The 18,137-nt window shown below is 40.1% G+C and carries 16 protein-coding genes; 6 read left to right on the plus strand and 10 right to left on the minus strand.

Annotated features, from left to right (window positions below):
* Positions 1 to 17: 17 nt before the first annotated feature.
* The 3 genes from RCG19_RS09085 to RCG19_RS09095 all read right to left on the minus strand — a co-directional run bounded on the left by RCG19_RS09085 (position 18) and on the right by RCG19_RS09095 (position 3,459).
* On the minus strand, positions 18 to 1,118 hold the full coding sequence (locus RCG19_RS09085; protein WP_308110590.1) for a Ger(x)C family spore germination protein: 1,101 nt from the start codon (positions 1,116 to 1,118) through the stop codon (positions 18 to 20).
* A gap of 24 nt (positions 1,119 to 1,142) precedes the next feature.
* Positions 1,143 to 2,663, minus strand: a complete 1,521-nt coding sequence (locus RCG19_RS09090; protein WP_308110591.1) for a spore germination protein — start codon at positions 2,661 to 2,663, stop codon at positions 1,143 to 1,145.
* Between the two features lie 211 nt (positions 2,664 to 2,874).
* Complete coding sequence (locus RCG19_RS09095; protein WP_308110592.1) at positions 2,875 to 3,459, minus strand: TetR/AcrR family transcriptional regulator; 585 nt, start codon at positions 3,457 to 3,459, stop codon at positions 2,875 to 2,877.
* Between the two features lie 127 nt (positions 3,460 to 3,586).
* Between RCG19_RS09095 and RCG19_RS09100 the strand changes: the two genes are divergently transcribed.
* Positions 3,587 to 4,729 (plus strand): YhgE/Pip domain-containing protein, encoded by a 1,143-nt coding sequence (locus RCG19_RS09100; protein ID WP_308110593.1) that lies wholly within the window; start codon positions 3,587 to 3,589, stop codon positions 4,727 to 4,729.
* Between the two features lie 105 nt (positions 4,730 to 4,834).
* Here RCG19_RS09100 and RCG19_RS09105 read toward each other — a convergent pair whose 3' ends face one another.
* Complete coding sequence (locus RCG19_RS09105; protein WP_308110594.1) at positions 4,835 to 5,749, minus strand: LysR family transcriptional regulator; 915 nt, start codon at positions 5,747 to 5,749, stop codon at positions 4,835 to 4,837.
* A gap of 122 nt (positions 5,750 to 5,871) precedes the next feature.
* Here RCG19_RS09105 and RCG19_RS09110 point away from each other — a divergent pair, with 122 nt between their 5' ends.
* From RCG19_RS09110 to RCG19_RS09125, 4 genes are all read left to right on the plus strand, one after another.
* Complete coding sequence (locus tag RCG19_RS09110; protein WP_308110595.1) at positions 5,872 to 6,192, plus strand: thioredoxin family protein; 321 nt, start codon at positions 5,872 to 5,874, stop codon at positions 6,190 to 6,192.
* A gap of 120 nt (positions 6,193 to 6,312) precedes the next feature.
* Positions 6,313 to 6,831, plus strand: coding sequence for a PadR family transcriptional regulator (locus RCG19_RS09115; RefSeq protein WP_308110596.1), 519 nt, complete (start codon positions 6,313 to 6,315; stop codon positions 6,829 to 6,831).
* A gap of 379 nt (positions 6,832 to 7,210) precedes the next feature.
* Positions 7,211 to 8,830, plus strand: a complete 1,620-nt coding sequence (locus RCG19_RS09120) for an MFS transporter (protein WP_308110597.1) — start codon at positions 7,211 to 7,213, stop codon at positions 8,828 to 8,830.
* 57 nt (positions 8,831 to 8,887) lie between these two features.
* Positions 8,888 to 9,505 (plus strand): NAD(P)-dependent oxidoreductase, encoded by a 618-nt coding sequence (locus RCG19_RS09125; protein ID WP_308110598.1) that lies wholly within the window; start codon positions 8,888 to 8,890, stop codon positions 9,503 to 9,505.
* 104 nt (positions 9,506 to 9,609) lie between these two features.
* On the opposite strand, the gene araA is transcribed toward RCG19_RS09125, so the two are convergent.
* Genes araA through RCG19_RS09140 form a run of 3 tightly spaced genes read right to left on the minus strand, consistent with a single transcriptional unit; the run spans position 9,610 to position 13,398 of the window.
* A complete protein-coding gene (gene araA / locus RCG19_RS09130; RefSeq protein ID WP_308110599.1) occupies positions 9,610 to 11,034 on the minus strand; it encodes an L-arabinose isomerase in 1,425 nt (474 codons plus the stop codon).
* A 35-nt stretch (positions 11,035 to 11,069) separates the two neighbouring features.
* Entirely contained in the window at positions 11,070 to 11,765 is a 696-nt protein-coding gene (locus tag RCG19_RS09135) for an L-ribulose-5-phosphate 4-epimerase (protein ID WP_308110600.1), read from the minus strand.
* A 22-nt stretch (positions 11,766 to 11,787) separates the two neighbouring features.
* Complete coding sequence (locus RCG19_RS09140; RefSeq protein ID WP_308110601.1) at positions 11,788 to 13,398, minus strand: xylulokinase; 1,611 nt, start codon at positions 13,396 to 13,398, stop codon at positions 11,788 to 11,790.
* A 286-nt stretch (positions 13,399 to 13,684) separates the two neighbouring features.
* On the opposite strand from RCG19_RS09140, the gene RCG19_RS09145 reads away from it, so the two are divergent.
* Positions 13,685 to 14,776, plus strand: a complete 1,092-nt coding sequence (locus RCG19_RS09145; RefSeq protein ID WP_308110602.1) for a GntR family transcriptional regulator — start codon at positions 13,685 to 13,687, stop codon at positions 14,774 to 14,776.
* A 114-nt stretch (positions 14,777 to 14,890) separates the two neighbouring features.
* Here the strand turns inward: RCG19_RS09145 and RCG19_RS09150 are convergent, their stop codons facing one another.
* The 3 genes from RCG19_RS09150 to RCG19_RS09160 all read right to left on the minus strand — a co-directional run bounded on the left by RCG19_RS09150 (position 14,891) and on the right by RCG19_RS09160 (position 18,029).
* Positions 14,891 to 15,145, minus strand: a complete 255-nt coding sequence (locus RCG19_RS09150) for a hypothetical protein (protein ID WP_308110603.1) — start codon at positions 15,143 to 15,145, stop codon at positions 14,891 to 14,893.
* Between the two features lie 98 nt (positions 15,146 to 15,243).
* Complete coding sequence (gene mmsB / locus RCG19_RS09155; RefSeq protein WP_166245509.1) at positions 15,244 to 16,467, minus strand: multiple monosaccharide ABC transporter permease; 1,224 nt, start codon at positions 16,465 to 16,467, stop codon at positions 15,244 to 15,246.
* Positions 16,464 to 18,029, minus strand: coding sequence for an ATP-binding cassette domain-containing protein (locus RCG19_RS09160; protein WP_308110604.1), 1,566 nt, complete (start codon positions 18,027 to 18,029; stop codon positions 16,464 to 16,466). Before RCG19_RS09160 ends, mmsB begins: the two co-directional genes overlap by 4 nt.
* Between the last annotated feature and the right edge of the window lie 108 nt (positions 18,030 to 18,137).

An 18,137-nucleotide genomic window follows, 5' to 3' on the forward strand; every position in this document is an offset into this window, starting at 1 on the left:
ATGACCATCCTTATTTATTAAACATTAAGACCAGCATTGATCATCTCTAAATGAACATCAACGTTTATGGGCAAATTAGGATACATCTCATAAAATTCCTTTTTATCCCACTTCCGGCTTTTTGACCTCACAATATTCCCAATTCCTATTGGGTCAACGTGATTTTCTTTTAGCGTCATCAATAGCTCTTCCACATCTTTTTTTACCTCCGCAGTGATCAGCTTTCTCAAAAGTTCTTTATCTTTCTCATTCGAAAGCTTAATCCAAGAGGGATACTGTGTCACTGTCCAATCAAGCTTCATGGTTAGATTTAACGCAGGTTGATTACGGGTGCCACTTTCCAATTCCCATTTATTATGATTCTTGTAGCCGCGTACAATGATGATTCCCTTCCTACCCATGTGTTCAACATCCATTTTTAGAGTACCTTCCAGCCGGGTATCCTTTATTGCAGAAAAAATGAGCGTTTGTTCTTCATTTAAACGAAGTTTTAACCTGTCACCCTTAAATACCCCAATGCCATTAACCACCATCTTCTTTCGTTCATCAAGTGAAATCATCGGTACAAAGGCATCCATTCCTTGACCATAGAAATGATTAAGAAAAAAGTGAAGATTCATTTCCGGTAAATATTGCCTTGTCATATTATGTTGAATGATATCTAGTAAGTTCAGTGTCCCCCCCTTACTAAATTCCTTCAGGGTATAAGCAGCTGATTGTTCAGAAATGGCCAGTTGAGTTCTAGTTCCAATCTCTGGGGTGACAAGCAGTCGTTCTACCATATCAGTGATTCCAGACTCCGCATACTCCTTTCCTAATACAATAACTCTGAGTTTCGCTAACTTAATAGGCGTGTCGGAATGTTTATTAAGTTTTTGATACAATAAATTGTGGGCAATCGCCTTTTCTGTTAAACGTTCAATATTGTCAGAATCCTTACCTATTTTATAATTGGGGTAGAGCGCTGTTCCAATCAATTGCTTATCTTCACCCAAATCGAATCCGAATACATGAACCATGCCTAATTTATCGATTGTCCTCATTCTCGTGCATCCACAAAGACTGCCTATACATAGGGATATCAGAAATAGGATCAGCCAACTTTGCCGTTTCGTCATCTTTTATCTCAACTTTCCTCAAGGTTATTCAGTATTCAGGCCTTCCTCGGGGTCCTGTTTAGTCTTTGGATCATACATTTTCCGGGTTAAGGGTCTTAGAAACGAAGGACGCTTATGAATATAGGGAAACGGCAGCCTCGTAAATGATTGACTAAAACCGCCCTTTCTGTAGGGGAATAATGGAATCATGTAAGGACTGCCAAATGATTTAAGACGCATCAAATGCCCAATTAAAAGAATGACACCAAGATATATACCAAATCCCCCATACAGGGCAGCGAGTACAATAAAAGGATACCGCAGAATTCTTATTGCATTTGACATTTTATAAATCGGGGTCGTAAAGGACGATAGGGCTGATAAAGCGACAATAATTAATAAGATATTACTGGTTAAGGCCGCTTCAACGGTTGCCTGACCAATGACAATTCCCCCGACAATCCCAAGTGTCTGCCCAATTTTCGTTGGCAGCCTTGCACCCGCTTCTCTTAAAAATTCAATAGTTAATTCTAAAAACAGAACTTCTACTACTGGCGGAAAAGGAACATTTGCTCTTGAATAAACAATCGGCCCCAATAAATCCTTCGGTACCACCTCAAAGTGGAAAGTTAAAATGGCAACATAAAAAGGAGTCGAAAAAACCGAAAACAGCATACCAATGATCCGAATGAGTTTAAAAAATGTCCCAACAATCCAAGGGAGATAAAAATCTTCGGGAGATGAAAAAAAATCCATAAGGTTTGCTGGCCCCGTCACAACATAGCACGATTTATCGCTAATGATAGCCACTTGCCCCTGTACTAAAGCGAAAATCGCTCTGTCTACCCTTTCGGTTGTGATATATAACGGAAATGGGGTGTTGACGTGGTCCGAGATTAATTGTTCCAATCGGGTGTTATCGTATAATACATCAATATCAAGATCTGATATCCGTTGTCTAGCTGTCTGAACAAATTCCGGATTTGTAACTCCCTCTAAATAGGCAACTACAACCTTCGTTTTCGATCTTGTTCCCACCTCCATCTCATCAAATATGAGATTGGTTGTTACGAGCCCGCCTCTTATTAGATGAAGATTTGTATTGAGATCCTCGATAAATCCCGTTTTAGGGCCAATCACACTAAATTCATTTTCCGTTTCATTGGTTTCACGGTTCCCGAGTCGGCTGTTTCCGAGGCTAAGGAGGGCACAATCTTCTAGATTGTCCTGTAACTGTATAACGGCGTATCCTTCATGGAGGCGGTTGCCAACTTCTGTGGCATCACTTGAAATCTTTATCCCTTCAATAGGAATCAGCTTCTTAATATCATGAAGGTCTTTGATTGAATCTATTTTTTCTATTAAATTAGGGAGGACCGATTGATGAAGTAAATTCGTATCAATTAACGTCTGAAAGTAACTAATACGTACACAGTGATTGGACTCTACGGGATAAAAACTAGAAAAGTCACTGGACCTTTTTACCTTCTCAAGAACCTTACCAATCGATTCCTCCTTTGTTTCATATGTAATTGGTTTTCTTTGTCGGATTCGTTTTTTGAACATCTATCCACCATATCCCCAATAAAAGTGTAATACTTTTCTATCTTAGTATGTTTCAACCTCAATTATTTATGTTTCTCTTACAGTGAAATTCCACTCAAAATCCCTTTGTTCAAAATAAAAAGCCTTACTTTAATGTAAGACTTTCCGCTACTCCACTTCTCCAGGTATCTCTTGTCTTCTTTTAGATACTTTCTCCCTAGAATCTGACCGTTTATCTCTTTTGAATAAAGGAAATAATATCAATATATAGGCTGGTCATTTCTTGAGGGGTTTTATCTAAACCATTTTGAACCCATTGTTCAATTAATCCTAAAAAAGCAGACGTGATAAAGGATAAAAAATATTCCAGTGGAACGTTTAAATGGGCATTAATACTTTTATTTTTCTCTAAATTAACACGCACTTTTTCTGAAAAGGCATCTCTAAGTCGAATGTGAAAACCTGCTCTGCCATGATTGCTTAAAAATATCCTCAATATTGGCGAATGTAATTCAATCACGCTGAATAACGTAGCGGCCAAATGCTCTTGTTCTTTTTCAAGTGTTTGAGTAGAGGAATAGCGAGATTGTAATTCGTCAATATGATTTCCTATCTCTGCAAACAACTGATGCTCTATTTGGTCAAGTAAATCGAATTTATCAATAAAGTGTAAATAAAATGTCCCGCGATTGATTTGTGCTATCTTCGTAATATCGCCTATCGTAATCGATTCAAACGGCTTATGCTCTAATATTTGCAAAAATGACCTTTGAATTAGCTCCTTCGTTTTCCGATTCTTCTCTATATAAATACTCAATACATCACCTTCTTCTCAAAATACAACAACCTCTGTACGTTTGTTCATTGCTTTAGATACTCCCTGATTATAAGATATCTATGTACTACTAAACAACATGTTGAAAATTCAGAGGGAGTGAAATTAAGTGATATTATTTAAAGAAAAGTTAGCATGGGCAGCTCCCATTGCTGTAATATTGATCATCGCACTATTCTCTTTAAACTTATTTGCGCAAGGAAATCCACAAGTGAAGAATCTTCCCGTTGCACTTATAGTGAATGATGAGGGCGATCATGTAGACGCTGTAAAATTAGCCATTGGACAAATGAGTAAAGGCATTGATGGCAAGGAACCAATGTTAGCTTTTACAAATGAAAAAGAAGCAGATATTGAAGATTTATTTGATGATAAAAAGTACTATGCTGCTTTAGTTATTCCTGAAGGTTATAATGATAGACTACAAAACGCCATAACTAACAACGCTGCTGCAACTTTGAAGGTATATATTAACCAAGGTTTTAACATGACTGGTGCAAACTATGCGAAGACGGCTTTAAACGGTTTCATTACGCAATTAAGTAACCAATATTCTAAGAACTTTATCGCACAAATGCAGGGGCAGCAACTGGATGCGAACCAAGCATCTGTACTTGTGAACCCGATTGTACCTGAAGAAAAAGTATTCAACGCCATTACGGCCTCTACAGCAAATGGGAGTGCGCCAACATTAATGGCGGTGCCCGCTTGGGTTGGTGCACTAATCGGTGGTTTCATTGTGTTTTTAGCAACATCAAACATCTTTAAGAATCAATTGTTAACACGTAAACAAGCAGTACGCCTAATGGGCGGCCAAGTTTTATTCGGCGTTATTATTGCACTATTCTCTGGCTTTACGGTTGCAACGCTTGCACAGATGGCTGGGATTAACATGCCAAGCTACTTCTTAGTTGCATTCTTTGTATCATTTGCCGCATTCTGTTTCTACCTATTAGTATCAGCCATTACAGCATGGATTGGCAAACCAGCCATTACATTATTCATGGTGGTTATGCTATTAGGTATGGGTGTTCTAATGACACCACAAGAAATGCTTCCAAGCTTCTTCGTAGACTTCATTCGTCCATGGGTACCTCTTCGCTTTGCTTCTGAAGGGTTACGGGAAATTTTCTACTTCGGTAGCGGCTTTTACACTGGTGGTTCATTCAACACGATTTTAGGAATAGGTATTGGAGGCTTAGTCATTTACCTACTATCTATTTTCAAACCAGTTCGGGGGCAAAAAAACTAAATTTAAAAAACCAAAAAAGTTATTTTGCATTAGATGCAAAGTAACTTTTTTGGTAGATAAAGAACACGATCTACTTATTGATAGGAACCGGTATATGAAAACCCTCTATCCTTTTCGCACAATAATAGATTGATAGCTATTAAATAATTTGATTGAAAAATTCTTTGTGAATTCCTGCGCCTCGTGAATGAATGCATGTAGAGCGGGATTCGTGAATTCGGTCGATCGAGCCTCCAGGCCTAAATTCTGGTATACCTGTGGGCTTAAATACGAGGCCCTAACTCTGGATAAGGCTGAAGGGATGGAAAGCTCCGGGAGAATCGTATTTCCTACTCCTTCCTGAACCATGGCAATAATAGTGGCAATGTCACTGACTTCAAATTGAACATTCGGAGAGAATCCCTGTTCCTTAAAAATGGATCGAATAACATGATTGCATTCCTTTGGCATGATGAAGGGTTCACTGGCAATATCCTTTACCTGAATCACTGATTGATGGCTCATTGGATGGTCTTCCGGGACAAAAACGACCATTTTATCCTGGAGTAAGGGGATAAATTCAAATTCCCGCTTTTCCTCCGTCACCACCACAACATCCACTACGGATAATTTAAGCCAATTTTTTACTTCTTCCACACTCCCTTCATAGAGAACCACTTCTACCCCAGGAAATCGCTTCTTAAAAGAACTAATCAATCCCGGTAATAGCTTCGACGATAGACCTGAAATACTTCCAATTCTGATTGTTCCTGATTCAAGTTCGGTAATTCCGGTTGCTTCATTGATAATCTTGGTTTTAATGGCGATTAACTCGAGAATCCAACCCGTGATGCGTTCGCCGATTTTGGTTAGGGTAATCCCGTTTCTGCCTCGGTTCAATAATTTTACATTTAATGCTGATTCCAATGCAGCTACGGCCTGACTGACGGCGGACTGGGAGAGTCCAATTTGTTCACCAGCCTTGGTAAAACTTTTTGTTTCCACTACCTTTACGAAAACCTCTAATTGAAATAGAGTCATGGAGCACCTCAGCTTTATACATTAGTAATACCTTATTTATATCATTCAAAGTATTAATTTTACTAATAGTATAACCCATCATATACTACATACAAAAGACACTGGAAAAGGGGAAGAAAATCATGAGTTTATTACAAGCAGAGGGACAGCAAATTTATAAGGAAATTCAAACAAGTCGGTCTGTACTGGTCGATTGCTGGGCACCATGGTGTCCACCTTGCAGATTAATTGGAGCCGTTTTGGAGGAAATTGATTTAGAATTTGATGTAAAAATTGTAAAAGTAAATGCGGATGAAAGTCTGGAGTTTATCAGTGAGTTTCAGGTAATGGGTTTACCAACATTATTACTTTTTCAAGATGGTCAGTTGGTAAAAAGGATCACTGGTTTTCAACCTAAGGACCTGCTAGTTCAAACCCTTAAAAGTTCAGGAATCATTGAATAAGCTGGTCCCTTATTTATGTTGTAGTCCTACTAACTGGTAAAGTACTAACTCAATTGACTACAACTACAATTTACGGGAGAATAGAACAGACAAAGAATGCTGAAAGAAAGGAGGATCTCTGTGGAACATCGCTCACTCATTCTGCTTGGGTTACTAATGGGACAAAGTCAACACGGATATCAAATTAATGAATTCATTGAAAGAAACTTAAGTACTGTAACAGACATGAAAAAACCCACTGCTTATGCAACTCTAGATAAACTAAATCAAAAGGGTTATATAGATATTCATTTCGTACAAGAAGGAAATAGGCCCACTCGAAAAGTGTACTCTATAAATGAAAAGGGCCGAACTTATTTTTACCAGTTACTAATGAATAATCTGTCTTCAGCAGAAAGTGTTAATTACCAAGGGGATATTGGGTTAATGTTTATTGATTTCCTTCCGATGGATCAAGCAGTACCAGCTTTGAAAGAAAGACTAAAGAAAAATAAAAAACTCATAGATCTATTTAAGCAAACTCCTGCACATGGAATACGATTCGGTGTTAATCTTGCAGTCAATCATAAGATTACCATGTTAGAAGCAGAAATTGCCTTTCTTGAAAATACCATTCAAAATCTTGTTCATTCGAATTAAATTTTATATCCAAAATAATCAAAGGAACCAACGAGGGTTCCTTTTTTATTTGAATCCCAAGTATAAATTCTCATTTTGATTAAATAGTCATGATTGACTAATCAACAATATACTACTATACTTTTAATAGTCACACGTGACTATTAGAGTTCTTAAAATACAACAAACTTTTCATTTCTGTTCATTGCTTTAAGTGCTATCAGATTATAAGATATTCACATATCATTCAACAACATGTTGGAAATTCAGTGAGATTAATCTCTTTATCTATTTAAGATTTAGGTTATACCCTTATTTCTTATTAAAAGTGACACATTTGTCACCCTTAATAAAGAAACCTGATTACGTATCAACAAAAAGGCAAAAAGGAGATGAAAGCATGAGTAATAAGTCATCAAGTTCAACTTGGGCGATTACATTGTTTTGTATCGGTGTATTTATGGCAGCTTTAGATAACGGAATTATTAGTGCGGCTTTAACAACGATTAACAGTTCCTTCGATGTTTCTGCCAACTGGGGTGCTTGGGGTGTGACGATCTATACACTTGGCTTAGCCATCAGTATCCCCATTGTAGGTAAAATTTCTGATCGGTACGGTCGGAAAAAACTATTTATCGTGGAAGTAGCCTTATTTGGACTTGGATCATTGTTGGTAGCGCTAAGCCCCAGCTTCGGATTTTATTTAAGTGCTCGTTTTATCCAAGCAATGGGTGGCGGAGGAATCTTCATCATTGGCAGCTCCCACGTATTAAGTACATTCCCATCTGAAAAACAAGGGAAAGCACTTGGAATGTTGGGTGCGATGAACGGGGTAGGGGCAATTTTAGGTCCAAACCTCGGCAGTTTTATTTTGGATATAACAGATAATTGGCATTTTCTATTTCTTATAAATGTGCCGATTGCCGTGATTCTAATTATTTTGGGATCCTTTAAAATCCAGGAAACGAAGGAACCTTCTGTTGGGAAACTAGATTTAATTGGAACGATTCTTTTATCATTAGCCGTTCTTAGTATCATGTACGGTCTAACAAACATTGAAGGAACCTCCTTACTAGATAGCCTGGCAACTCCTGATGTTTATGGCTTCTTACTCGCGGGAATTGCCTTATTTACAGGATTAATCCTCTTTAACCGCAATTTGGAAAAACGCGATGGGGATCCGATATTACCAGTCAGCCTGCTAGTCCGCCCTACCTACTTACTGACATTATTAATCGGAGCGCTATCGGGGGCATTACTTGCAGGAATGATTTACATTCCTTCATTTTCAGAGCAAGTATTAGGAATTGCTGCAGAATACTCTGGCTATTGGATGACACCATTGGCATTAGCATCTGGTATCGGAGCAGCATTTGGCGGGATTCTTGTTGATAAAAAGGGACCGATACTTGCTGTGTTTTTATCTGGCCTCATCACGGCGATTGGTTTTGTGTTATTCCCAACATGGATTGATTTGAAATGGCAATTTATCATTTCTTCTTGTATTGCCGGCCTTGGAATGGGGATCCTTTTAGGGGCTCCTTTGAATATTTTAGCGACAGAGCGTCTTGAAAAAGATAAAGGAACAGCATTAGCTGGGCTCTCACTTTCCCGTCAAATTGGGATGACCATTGCGCCATCTATTTATGCTGGATTTATAGTACGAGGGTTTAACCAGCTTCCAAGTCTGTTCCAAAGTGATTTCAGTAAGATTTTACAGCAGAAAATGGAAAAGGCCGATATAAGCCCAGAAGCGATGCAAGAGTTCCAACAAGTTGTTAGCAACATGCCTACTACTGGTGCTTCATCGAGTGCCGATTACTCTAAAATATTGGAGCACATTCAAGATCCAACATTAAAAGAGGTCATCCAATCAAGTGTAGATCAAATTACCTTGATGGCTGCACAAGATGGATATGGAGGATTATTCTACTCGACAGTCGTCATTGCAGTGCTTGTTGTTCTATTGGCCATTATTTTAAAACCTATTCGCAGCAGAGGCCTGCAGCAAAAAGTGTGACTTTTTGATGAAGCATCGTAGAGCTGATACTGATAATAGAAGGAATGGAGGAGCGTTATGAAAATTATTATATTTGGTGCAACTGGCGGCGTGGGCCAACATGTCGTGAAGCAAGCTTTAGAAAAGGGGTTTAAGGTAACTGCATTTGTACGCACTCCATCAAAGATTAAATTGGCTCACGAGCAATTACAAATTTTGCAGGGCGATGCCTTCAATAAAGAGGAAGTCACAGCAGCGATTGCAGGACATGATGCAGTCGTGTCCTGTTTAGGCTCCAATCAAGGAATGAAAAAATCAACGGAGCTTGAAGAGATGACGAAAAATATTGTAGCTGGAATGCAAGCACATAATGTCAAACGAATCATCTACACAGCATCTGCGGGAATTAACAATGAAATTCCAGGTATTAGCGGGAAAATGGTCATGAAAATGCTAAAAAATGCTCTGACGGATCATCGCCATGCCGTTGATGATATTCAAGCACATGGATTGAATTTTACGATCGTTCGGCCGATGGGGTTAACGAATGATGCCGAAACAGGAAAGTACAGGGAGTCAAAAGATGGCGTACCAGACAAGGCAAGATCAATTTCACGCGCTGATGTTGCACACTTTATTGTGAAAGCATTAAGCGACAGACAATACGAAAACTCCTCTATCGGCATTGCAAAATAAAATGAAGCTTCAAAAAAGAAGGGCAGCTTTAATGTTGTTAAGATAAACAACTTTAAATGCTGCCCTTTGCATTGAAATTTACGCCTACCTTAATGGCTAAGGCATTACCTAATCACTACATACTCCAAATCAACTAATTTTGCGTAACTAACAATTTGGTCTGTTGTTAAATTTAATGAAACAACCGTATGGTGTCCGCCGCCATTTTCAATCCAAGCCTTTACTCCATCCTGGAAGTTCGGCTTAATATTCCAAAGTACGCGGGCAACCGGAAGGTTTGGAGCTGGCACAGTTGGCTCGAATGCCGAAACTTCGTTAATCAAAAGTTTATAATGGGTGCCGAAGTCAGCCATTGAAACAACAACACCTTCTCCTGCTTTACCGTCAAATACTAACCGTGCCGGATCTTCCCGATTGCCAATTCCTAATGGAGAAACGATAATTTTTGGTTTATTGCTTGCTAAAGATGGGTCGACTTCAAGCATATGGGATTGAAGAGCAGATTCTTGACCCAAAGCTAATTCATAGGTGTAATCTTCCATGAAGCCGGTTGATTGGTTACGGCTCATAACTTTAAGTAGACGATCGAGTGCAGCCGTTTTCCAATCTCCTTCACCGGCAAAGCCGTATCCTTGCGCCATCAAACGCTGAACTGCAAGACCAGGAAGCTGTTTCATACCATACAAATCTTCAAAGTTAGTAGTGAAGGCATTGTAACCGCCGTCATCAAGGAAGTGTTTAATCGCGATTTCATAGCTCGCTTGAACTCTTACGCTTGCATCCCAAGCTTCCCTGCTGTAAGTACCATAATCAAATTCATAAAGGTTTTCATATTCGGCAAATAATGCATCAATTTCTTCGTTCGTAACAGCATTCACGTATTGAACCAGATCTCCAATACCAAAGTAGTCCACTGTCCAGCCAAATTGAATTTGTGCCTCCACTTTATCTCCTTCAGTAACACCAACGTTACGCATGTTGTCACCAAAGCGAGCAACTTTGATGTTAAAACTTTCGTTATAAGCAACCGCTACGTCCATCCATTCGGCAATTTGCTTTTGCACTTCAGGGCGCTGCCAGTAACCGACCACTACTTTATTTTGCTTTTTCAAACGGGCATTGATGAAACCATACTCACGGTCGCCGTGGGCAGATTGGTTTAGGTTCATAAAGTCCATATCAATCGTAGCCCAAGGAATGCTTTCATTAAATTGTGTTGCTAGATGGAGCAATGGTTTCTGTAATAATTTTGTACCGCGAATCCACATTTTTGCAGGTGAGAAAGTATGCATCCATGTGATCACACCGGCAACCTCGTCACGATAGTTGACTTCTTTCATAATACTGGTGATTTTATCTGCACTGACAGCTAAATCTTGCAATACAATCAGATATGGTAAGGTACCGCTTTCATTTAAGGCATCGGTCATCGTTTGCGCATGAGCTTTGACTTCTGCTAACGCTTCTTCCCCATAAAGATGCTGTGAACCTACAACAAACCAAAATTCCTTTTTACCTGTTGATGTCATAATGGATCCTCTTTTCGTAGATTAATAGGTTTTTGTTATTTTTGCCCGTAATAGGCATGCTTCCCATGTTTCCTCAGATAGTGCTTATCTAAAATACTTTGCGGTAATAATTCAGCAAAACTGTTTAATTGTCGGGCAAATAAATTCATTTTCGAAACTTCCTCTAGCACTACACTATTCATTACCGCTGTTTTTACATCCTTGCCCCATGTAAACGGCGCATGACCATGCAGTAGGACACCGGGAACTGCTAAAATATCCAGTCCGCGCTCTTCAAAGGTTTCGATGATGACTTTACCGGTTTCCACTTCATAACCGCGGTCAATCTCCTCTTGTGTCAAAAAGCGGGCACATGGAATGGAGCCATAGAATGTGTCTGCATGAGTCGTCCCCATTGCTGGAACATCCAGACCGGCTTGAGCCCAAACAGTCGCCCAGGTTGAATGAGTGTGCACGATACCGCCAATTTCCGGATAATGTCTATACAGCACAGCATGAGTGGCTGTATCTGATGAAGGGTTCATCTCACCTTCCACAACATTTCCATCTAAATCAACAACCACCATGTCACTTGGTTTCATTTTTTTATAATCAACACCGCTTGGTTTGATGACGAACAATCCGCTATCACGATCAATCCCACTTGCATTGCCCCAAGTGTATTTGACCAGTCCTTGCTTTGGTAATTCTAAATTAGCATGAAATACTTCTTCTTTCAGTCTATCTAACATGCAGATCCCCTCCGTTTCCCACTCATACCGTCAATTTTTCAACGGCAGCCTGTTCAATCACTAAGCCTTTTTTGTAACGATCAATGAATACTTCAAACCCTTTAACATCAAACCCATCAGGAAAAATTTCCAGCCTATCAACCTCTTCAAAAACCTTTTTGTCGAGGAAGTCGTCTAAACTTTCATTTTGCTCTTTGGTCATCATGTATGAGGCAAGAATGGCCATTCCCCACGCCCCGCCTTCTCCAGCTGTTTCCATAACGGTGACGGGAGTATTCATGGCAGCGGCGATCATTTTCTGGCCGACAACAGGGGTTTTAAATAAACCACCATGAGCTAAAATACTATCAATCTCCACTCTTTCATTCTTTGTTAAAATATCCATGCCGATTTTCAAAGCACCAAAGGCAGTATAAAGATGGGTCCGCATGAAGTTCGCTAAATTGAAGCGGCTCTCAGGTGTCCGGACAAATAGCGGCCGTCCTTGCTCCAACCCAGTAATATTTTCACCCGAAAGATATCCGTAGCTTAGTAAGCCTCCGCCATCTGAGTCAGCTTCGAGTGCTTTATTCAGCATTACCGCGAATAGCTTATTGGTGTCAACCGTTTGTCCCATTGCCTCATAAAACTCACGGAACAATCCCATCCAGGCATTAAGATCACTTGAACAGTTATTCGCATGTACCATTGCCACCGGGCTACCGCTTGGTGTCGTGACCAAATCAATTTCTGGATATACCTTTGAAAGTTCCTTTTCTAATACAATCATCGCAAAAACAGAAGTTCCGACCGAAACATTCCCGGTCCGTTTCCTCACACTGTTCGTTGCAACCATCCCGGTTCCGGCATCACCTTCCGGCGGACAAAATGGAATGCCCGATTGTAAATTTTGTGAACGATCCAGAATCTTCGCTCCAACTTCCGTTAATGAACCTGCTTGTTCTCCAGCGATGTAGACTTGAGGAAGAATATCTCTCAACTCCCATTGATACCCCTTTGATGCAATATGATCATTAAACTGTTTGACCATCGATTCATTGTAATCCAGCGTTGATTCATCAATCAGGAACATGCCTGAAGCATCCCCAATGCCAATCGCCTTTTTACCGGTTAGCAGCCAGTGAATGTATCCAGCTAAAGTGGTAATAAAATCAACGCGAGGCAAATGTTTTTCGCCGTTTAAAATGGCTTGATAAAGGTGGGCAATACTCCACCGTTCAGGGATATTAAATTGGAATAGATTGGTTAATTCTTTTGCTGCGGCACCGGTTGTTGCATTACGCCAGGTCCGAAACGGAACAAGCAGCTCACCAGCGTAATCAAAAGCCATATACCCATGCATCATGGCAGAAATCCCAATAGAACCAATGGTTCGAATGGTAACACCATAATTTCGTTCAACTTCTTGCTTCATTTCACTATAAGCTGTTTGCAAACCTGTAATAATATCAACTAAGTTGTAAGTCCAAAATCCATCTTCTAAGCGATTTTCCCACTCATAACTACCAGATGCGATGGTTTCAAAGTTTTTATCAATCAACACCGCTTTAATACGTGTGGATCCAAATTCGATTCCAAGAGAAGTCTCTCCTGTGGTAATCGCTTGTTTAATGTTTGTTCGATTCGTCTTCACCGTTAATCCCCTCTCCGATAGCGGTTTCAATATCATCTGTAAACTACGAAGGAGCTTTCCTTTTACAAACCTAGTATATTTTTTGTGCGTACATTTGTCAACCGAAAGTATCACATGTACTTACAAATAAAAAAATGCCCTGTTATCCTTAAATTAACTGATATTTCATCAAATTTTTTTCAAAAATTAGGATTATGTTTTCGTTTTCATAAAACTATGATAAAATATGTCCATACAAATATTCCAAGTTACATGCACATGAACAACTATGAAAGATGTGAGTGAAATGAAGACAAAGTATCAGGTCATCATTGATGATATAAAAAGTAAAATTCTTTCTGGGGATTACATTATCGGCGAACAAATCCCCACAGAATCCGTCCTGCAGGAAAAGTACAATGTCAGCAGACACACGGTTCGAAAGGCCATTTTAGATCTGGCGAATGAGGGATTCCTAAGAAGTGAAAAAGGCTCTGGCACATATGTCAGCAACAAATATCAATCAAAATCCACTAGAGGTTCCACGAATAAAACCATCGGGGTTATGACGACTTACATTTCTGATTACATTTTCCCATCTATTATTCGCGGAATTGAAACCAGATTGAAAGAGGATAATTATTCGTTGCTGCTAGCCAGTACCAATAACGATGTAGAACAAGAAAAAAGGGCTTTGGAAATGATGCTGGCATATGGTGTGGATGGTTTGATCATTGAACCTACGAAAAGCAATCAATACAATCCCAATATTGCTTACTACCTATCGTTCAAGGAACATGATGTTCCATTGATTATGATCAATGCATTTTATGAAGAATTGGATCTGCCCTTCCTTTGCCTCGATGACACCCAGTCCAGCTATCTCGCAACAAAGGAATTGATTTCAAAAGGCCACATGCAAATTGGACTTATTGCAAAAATAGACGACCTTCAAGGTAAGTATCGAATGAAGGGGTATATCAAAGCGCTTGGTGAAGCCAAATTGCGCTTTCAACCGGAACAAGTGCTGTCGTTCACGACAGAGACAAAGCCGGATCTGTCCCGAAACTTGAAGAAGTTCCTGATCGAAAATAAAGACATGCTAACAGCCATTGTTTGCTATAACGACGAGGTAGGGTTGGAAGTGGCAAATGTATGCAGACAAATTGATCTTCCTGTACCGGAAAAACTATCCATTATTGGCCAGGACAATTCCTATATTGCCAAAAATGCAAATATCAAGTTAACCACATTGACACACCCGCAGGAACAAATGGGACGTGATGCAGCTGATTGGGTTATTAAACGATTGCAGGGGAAAAAAGACCTGCCAAACGAAACCTATTATCAGCCAGAGTTGATAGAAGGGGAAACGGTGAAAGAATTAGACGTAGAATAATCTTCAAACGCACAATTGGCCAAAATGACTTTGCACAGAAAAAGCACAGCACATCTCATTCATATTCATGAGATGTGCTGTGCTTGTTTTTGTGGAAAAAATAGACATAGAGAATCACTCAGTTTCTATTCTCACCTGTTCCTGATTCATTCTATCGTCGTTTTTTATAGATTTCTCTTTCATCCTCCACATTTGCACTGCAGAGTATGCGGTGTACAGAATGACAAGAATAATGGACCCGTAAAAAATGAGATTTAACACCGACCACATTTGACCTTTTTGTCTATCTTGAAGCATTGCTTGAACTAGCCATGCGAAACATGTAATAGAGGTCAAGGCATATAAGCGCGATTTTGACTTATCGTTCATTTTTTCTCCCTCTCTTCATTACAGGAATGCTTCCACTCTTTCAGTAAACTATTGAATCTGATTGATAGTCAAGGAAATCGGCCCCATTCGCTACTATATTAGCGTTTCTTTCGCTTGGACAAAATGTCTACCGCGACGGCTAGAAGTAGTACAAGACCTTTAATGGTTTGAATTAATGCTGAGTCTACCCCCATAATCGACAGTCCCTGGTTAATAACTCCCATTACAACTGCACCAATAACAACACCTGGTACAGTCCCAATACCACCTGTAACAGCAGTGCCACCAACAAAGCAAGCCGCAATAGCATCAAGTTCGAAGGAATTACCAGTTGCAGCTGATGCGGAACTCAAACGCGAGAGCATCGCAATAGCTGCAATAGCTGAAAGAAGTCCCATGTGAACGAAGAGTGAAAAATCGACACGTCGAGTGTTAATACCCGAAAGAAGCGCTGCTCGACGATTACCACCAACTGCATAGACGCGACGGCCAAAAACCGTACGAGTCAAAATATAGTTATACGTAATAACAAGAACGCCAACGATTACCAACATAATGGGGATACCGCCTTGAGTGGCATTCCCTGAAGATGCAAATTCAAATGTAAGAGCACCGATTACTACTGTTGCAATAGAAATCTTGATGTAGGTTGCGGTGATAGGCTCTGGAACCAGCCCCACCTTAGAGACTTTGGTACGCTTATGAAGTTGAGTCCACGCAAAAGCAACAATAGCAAGGATTCCAACAACAATACTCAAACCATCAAATGGTCCCCACCACCCAAGAATATTTGGGAGATAGTTTGAAGCAATGGCATTAAATGATGTATTGTTGACTGGGATAGATGCATTAATCATCGTGGTTGCAAGACCTCGGAAGATAAGCATGCCCGCTAAAGTGGTAATAAAGCCTGGAATTCCAGCAAAAGCAACCCAGAACCCTTGCCATACTCCCACGAGAAGGCCAATAAGCAAACCTGCAATAATTGCTAAGAACCAATTAAGGTGTGCATTCTGCATAAGCAAAGCGACGCAACCACCGATAAAACCTACTAAGGAACCAACTGACAAATCAATATGGGTTGCAATGATTACCATAACCATACCAACTGCCAGAATGATGACGTAAGCATTCTGCTGAATTAATTGAACAATGGAATTCGGCTGGAGTAAAAGTCCTCCAGTCAAAATTTCAAATACGATAATGATGACGGCGAGTGCACCAACAATTCCGTATTGGCGAGCATTTGATGCAAAAGATGCTAACACTGCCCCTTTTTTTATATTTTCTTTATTCTGAGGTGTTAAAGATTCTGAACTCATTTTTCTCCTACCTTCTTTAACTGAGTCTTTTCTTGAGTCATACCCTTCATAAGGTACTCCTGAGTAAACCCTGCCTTCGGGACGTCGTCCGTGATGATACCCTGACTGACTGTATAAATACGATCACAAATACCAATAAGCTCAGGAAGTTCAGATGAAATAACAATGACCGCCTTGCCTTCATCAGCAAGTTGATCAATGATTTCGTAAATTTCGTATTTCGCACCAACATCGATACCACGTGTTGGCTCATCAAGGATCAAAATATCTGGATTAGAAATAACCCATTTTGCTAATACCACTTTCTGTTGGTTTCCGCCTGATAGATTAGATACCTGTTCTTCAATGCTCGGTGTTTTGATATGGAAGTCCTTGCGATACTTTTCAGCAGCAATACGTTCAACGCCATCATCAATGACACCATGCTTTGAGTGCTTGGTAAGCGCCGCCAACACGGCATTTTCACGAATATTCTGCAAGAGATTGAGACCATACCCCTTGCGATCTTCAGTTGCGTATGCAATGCCAGCTTCAATTGCCTTCTGGACTGTCGATGTATCAGTCTCTTTGCCATGCACATAGACTTTTCCAGACACACCTGAACCATAAGTATGACCAAAGATGCTCATCGCCATCTCTGTGCGACCTGCTCCCATGAGTCCTGCAAGTCCAACAATCTCACCTGCACGCGCATAAATATTTGCATGATCGACAATCACACGCTGCTGATCAAGTGGATGATGGACTGTCCAATTCTCCACACGAAAGATCTCGTCCCCAATATGTGAAACATGGTCGGGGTAAAGATTGGTAAGTTCGCGACCGACCATTTTATGAATAAGTTCATCCTGATCAAGTGGATTCTCTTTTGAATTCGGCAACCAACCAACCGTGGAACCATCGCGAATAACCGTCACATTGTTGGCAATGGCTGCAATTTCATTCAGCTTGTGAGAAATGATAACCGATGTAACGCCTTGGTTATCACGCAAATCACGAATAATTTGCAGTAAATGAGCCGAATCTTCATCATTCAATGCTGCCGTGGGCTCATCTAGTAACAGAAGTTTAACTTCCTTCGATAAAGCTTTCGCAATTTCCACGAGCTGCTGCTTACCCACACCAATATCCATAATCTTAGTGTCAGGATTTTCTTGAAGACCAACTTGCTTCATCACCTTAATGGCATCGGCGCGGGTTGCTTCCCAATCAATCACGCCATACTTCTGACGCTCATTACCGAGATATATATTTTCAGCGATTGAAAGGAATGGGCTCAATGCCAACTCCTGCTGAATCACTACAATACCTAGTTCTTCAGAATCCTTGATTTTTTTAAAGTTGCATTCTTTACCATCATAAAAAATAGTGCCCGAGTAAGTACCACTCGGATATACTCCTGAGAGTACATTCATCAATGTCGACTTTCCAGCACCGTTCTCACCACAAATTGCATGGATTTCACCACGAGCAATCTCCAAATTCACATTTGTAAGGGCCTTAACTGGACCGAAAGTTTTCGTGATATTTTGCATCTGTAATATCATTTGGGAATTTGACATATTACACACCTCGTTTGCGTTGGCTCCTCGCCTGAGAATATCTCAAGATTTAAAACACCTACTAGTAATTTTATAGCGACCTTGCTACTCCTGTTCGCAAAGTCGCTA

This window comes from Neobacillus sp. OS1-2 (assembly GCF_030915505.1).
Classification (GTDB): domain Bacteria; phylum Bacillota; class Bacilli; order Bacillales; family Cytobacillaceae; genus Neobacillus.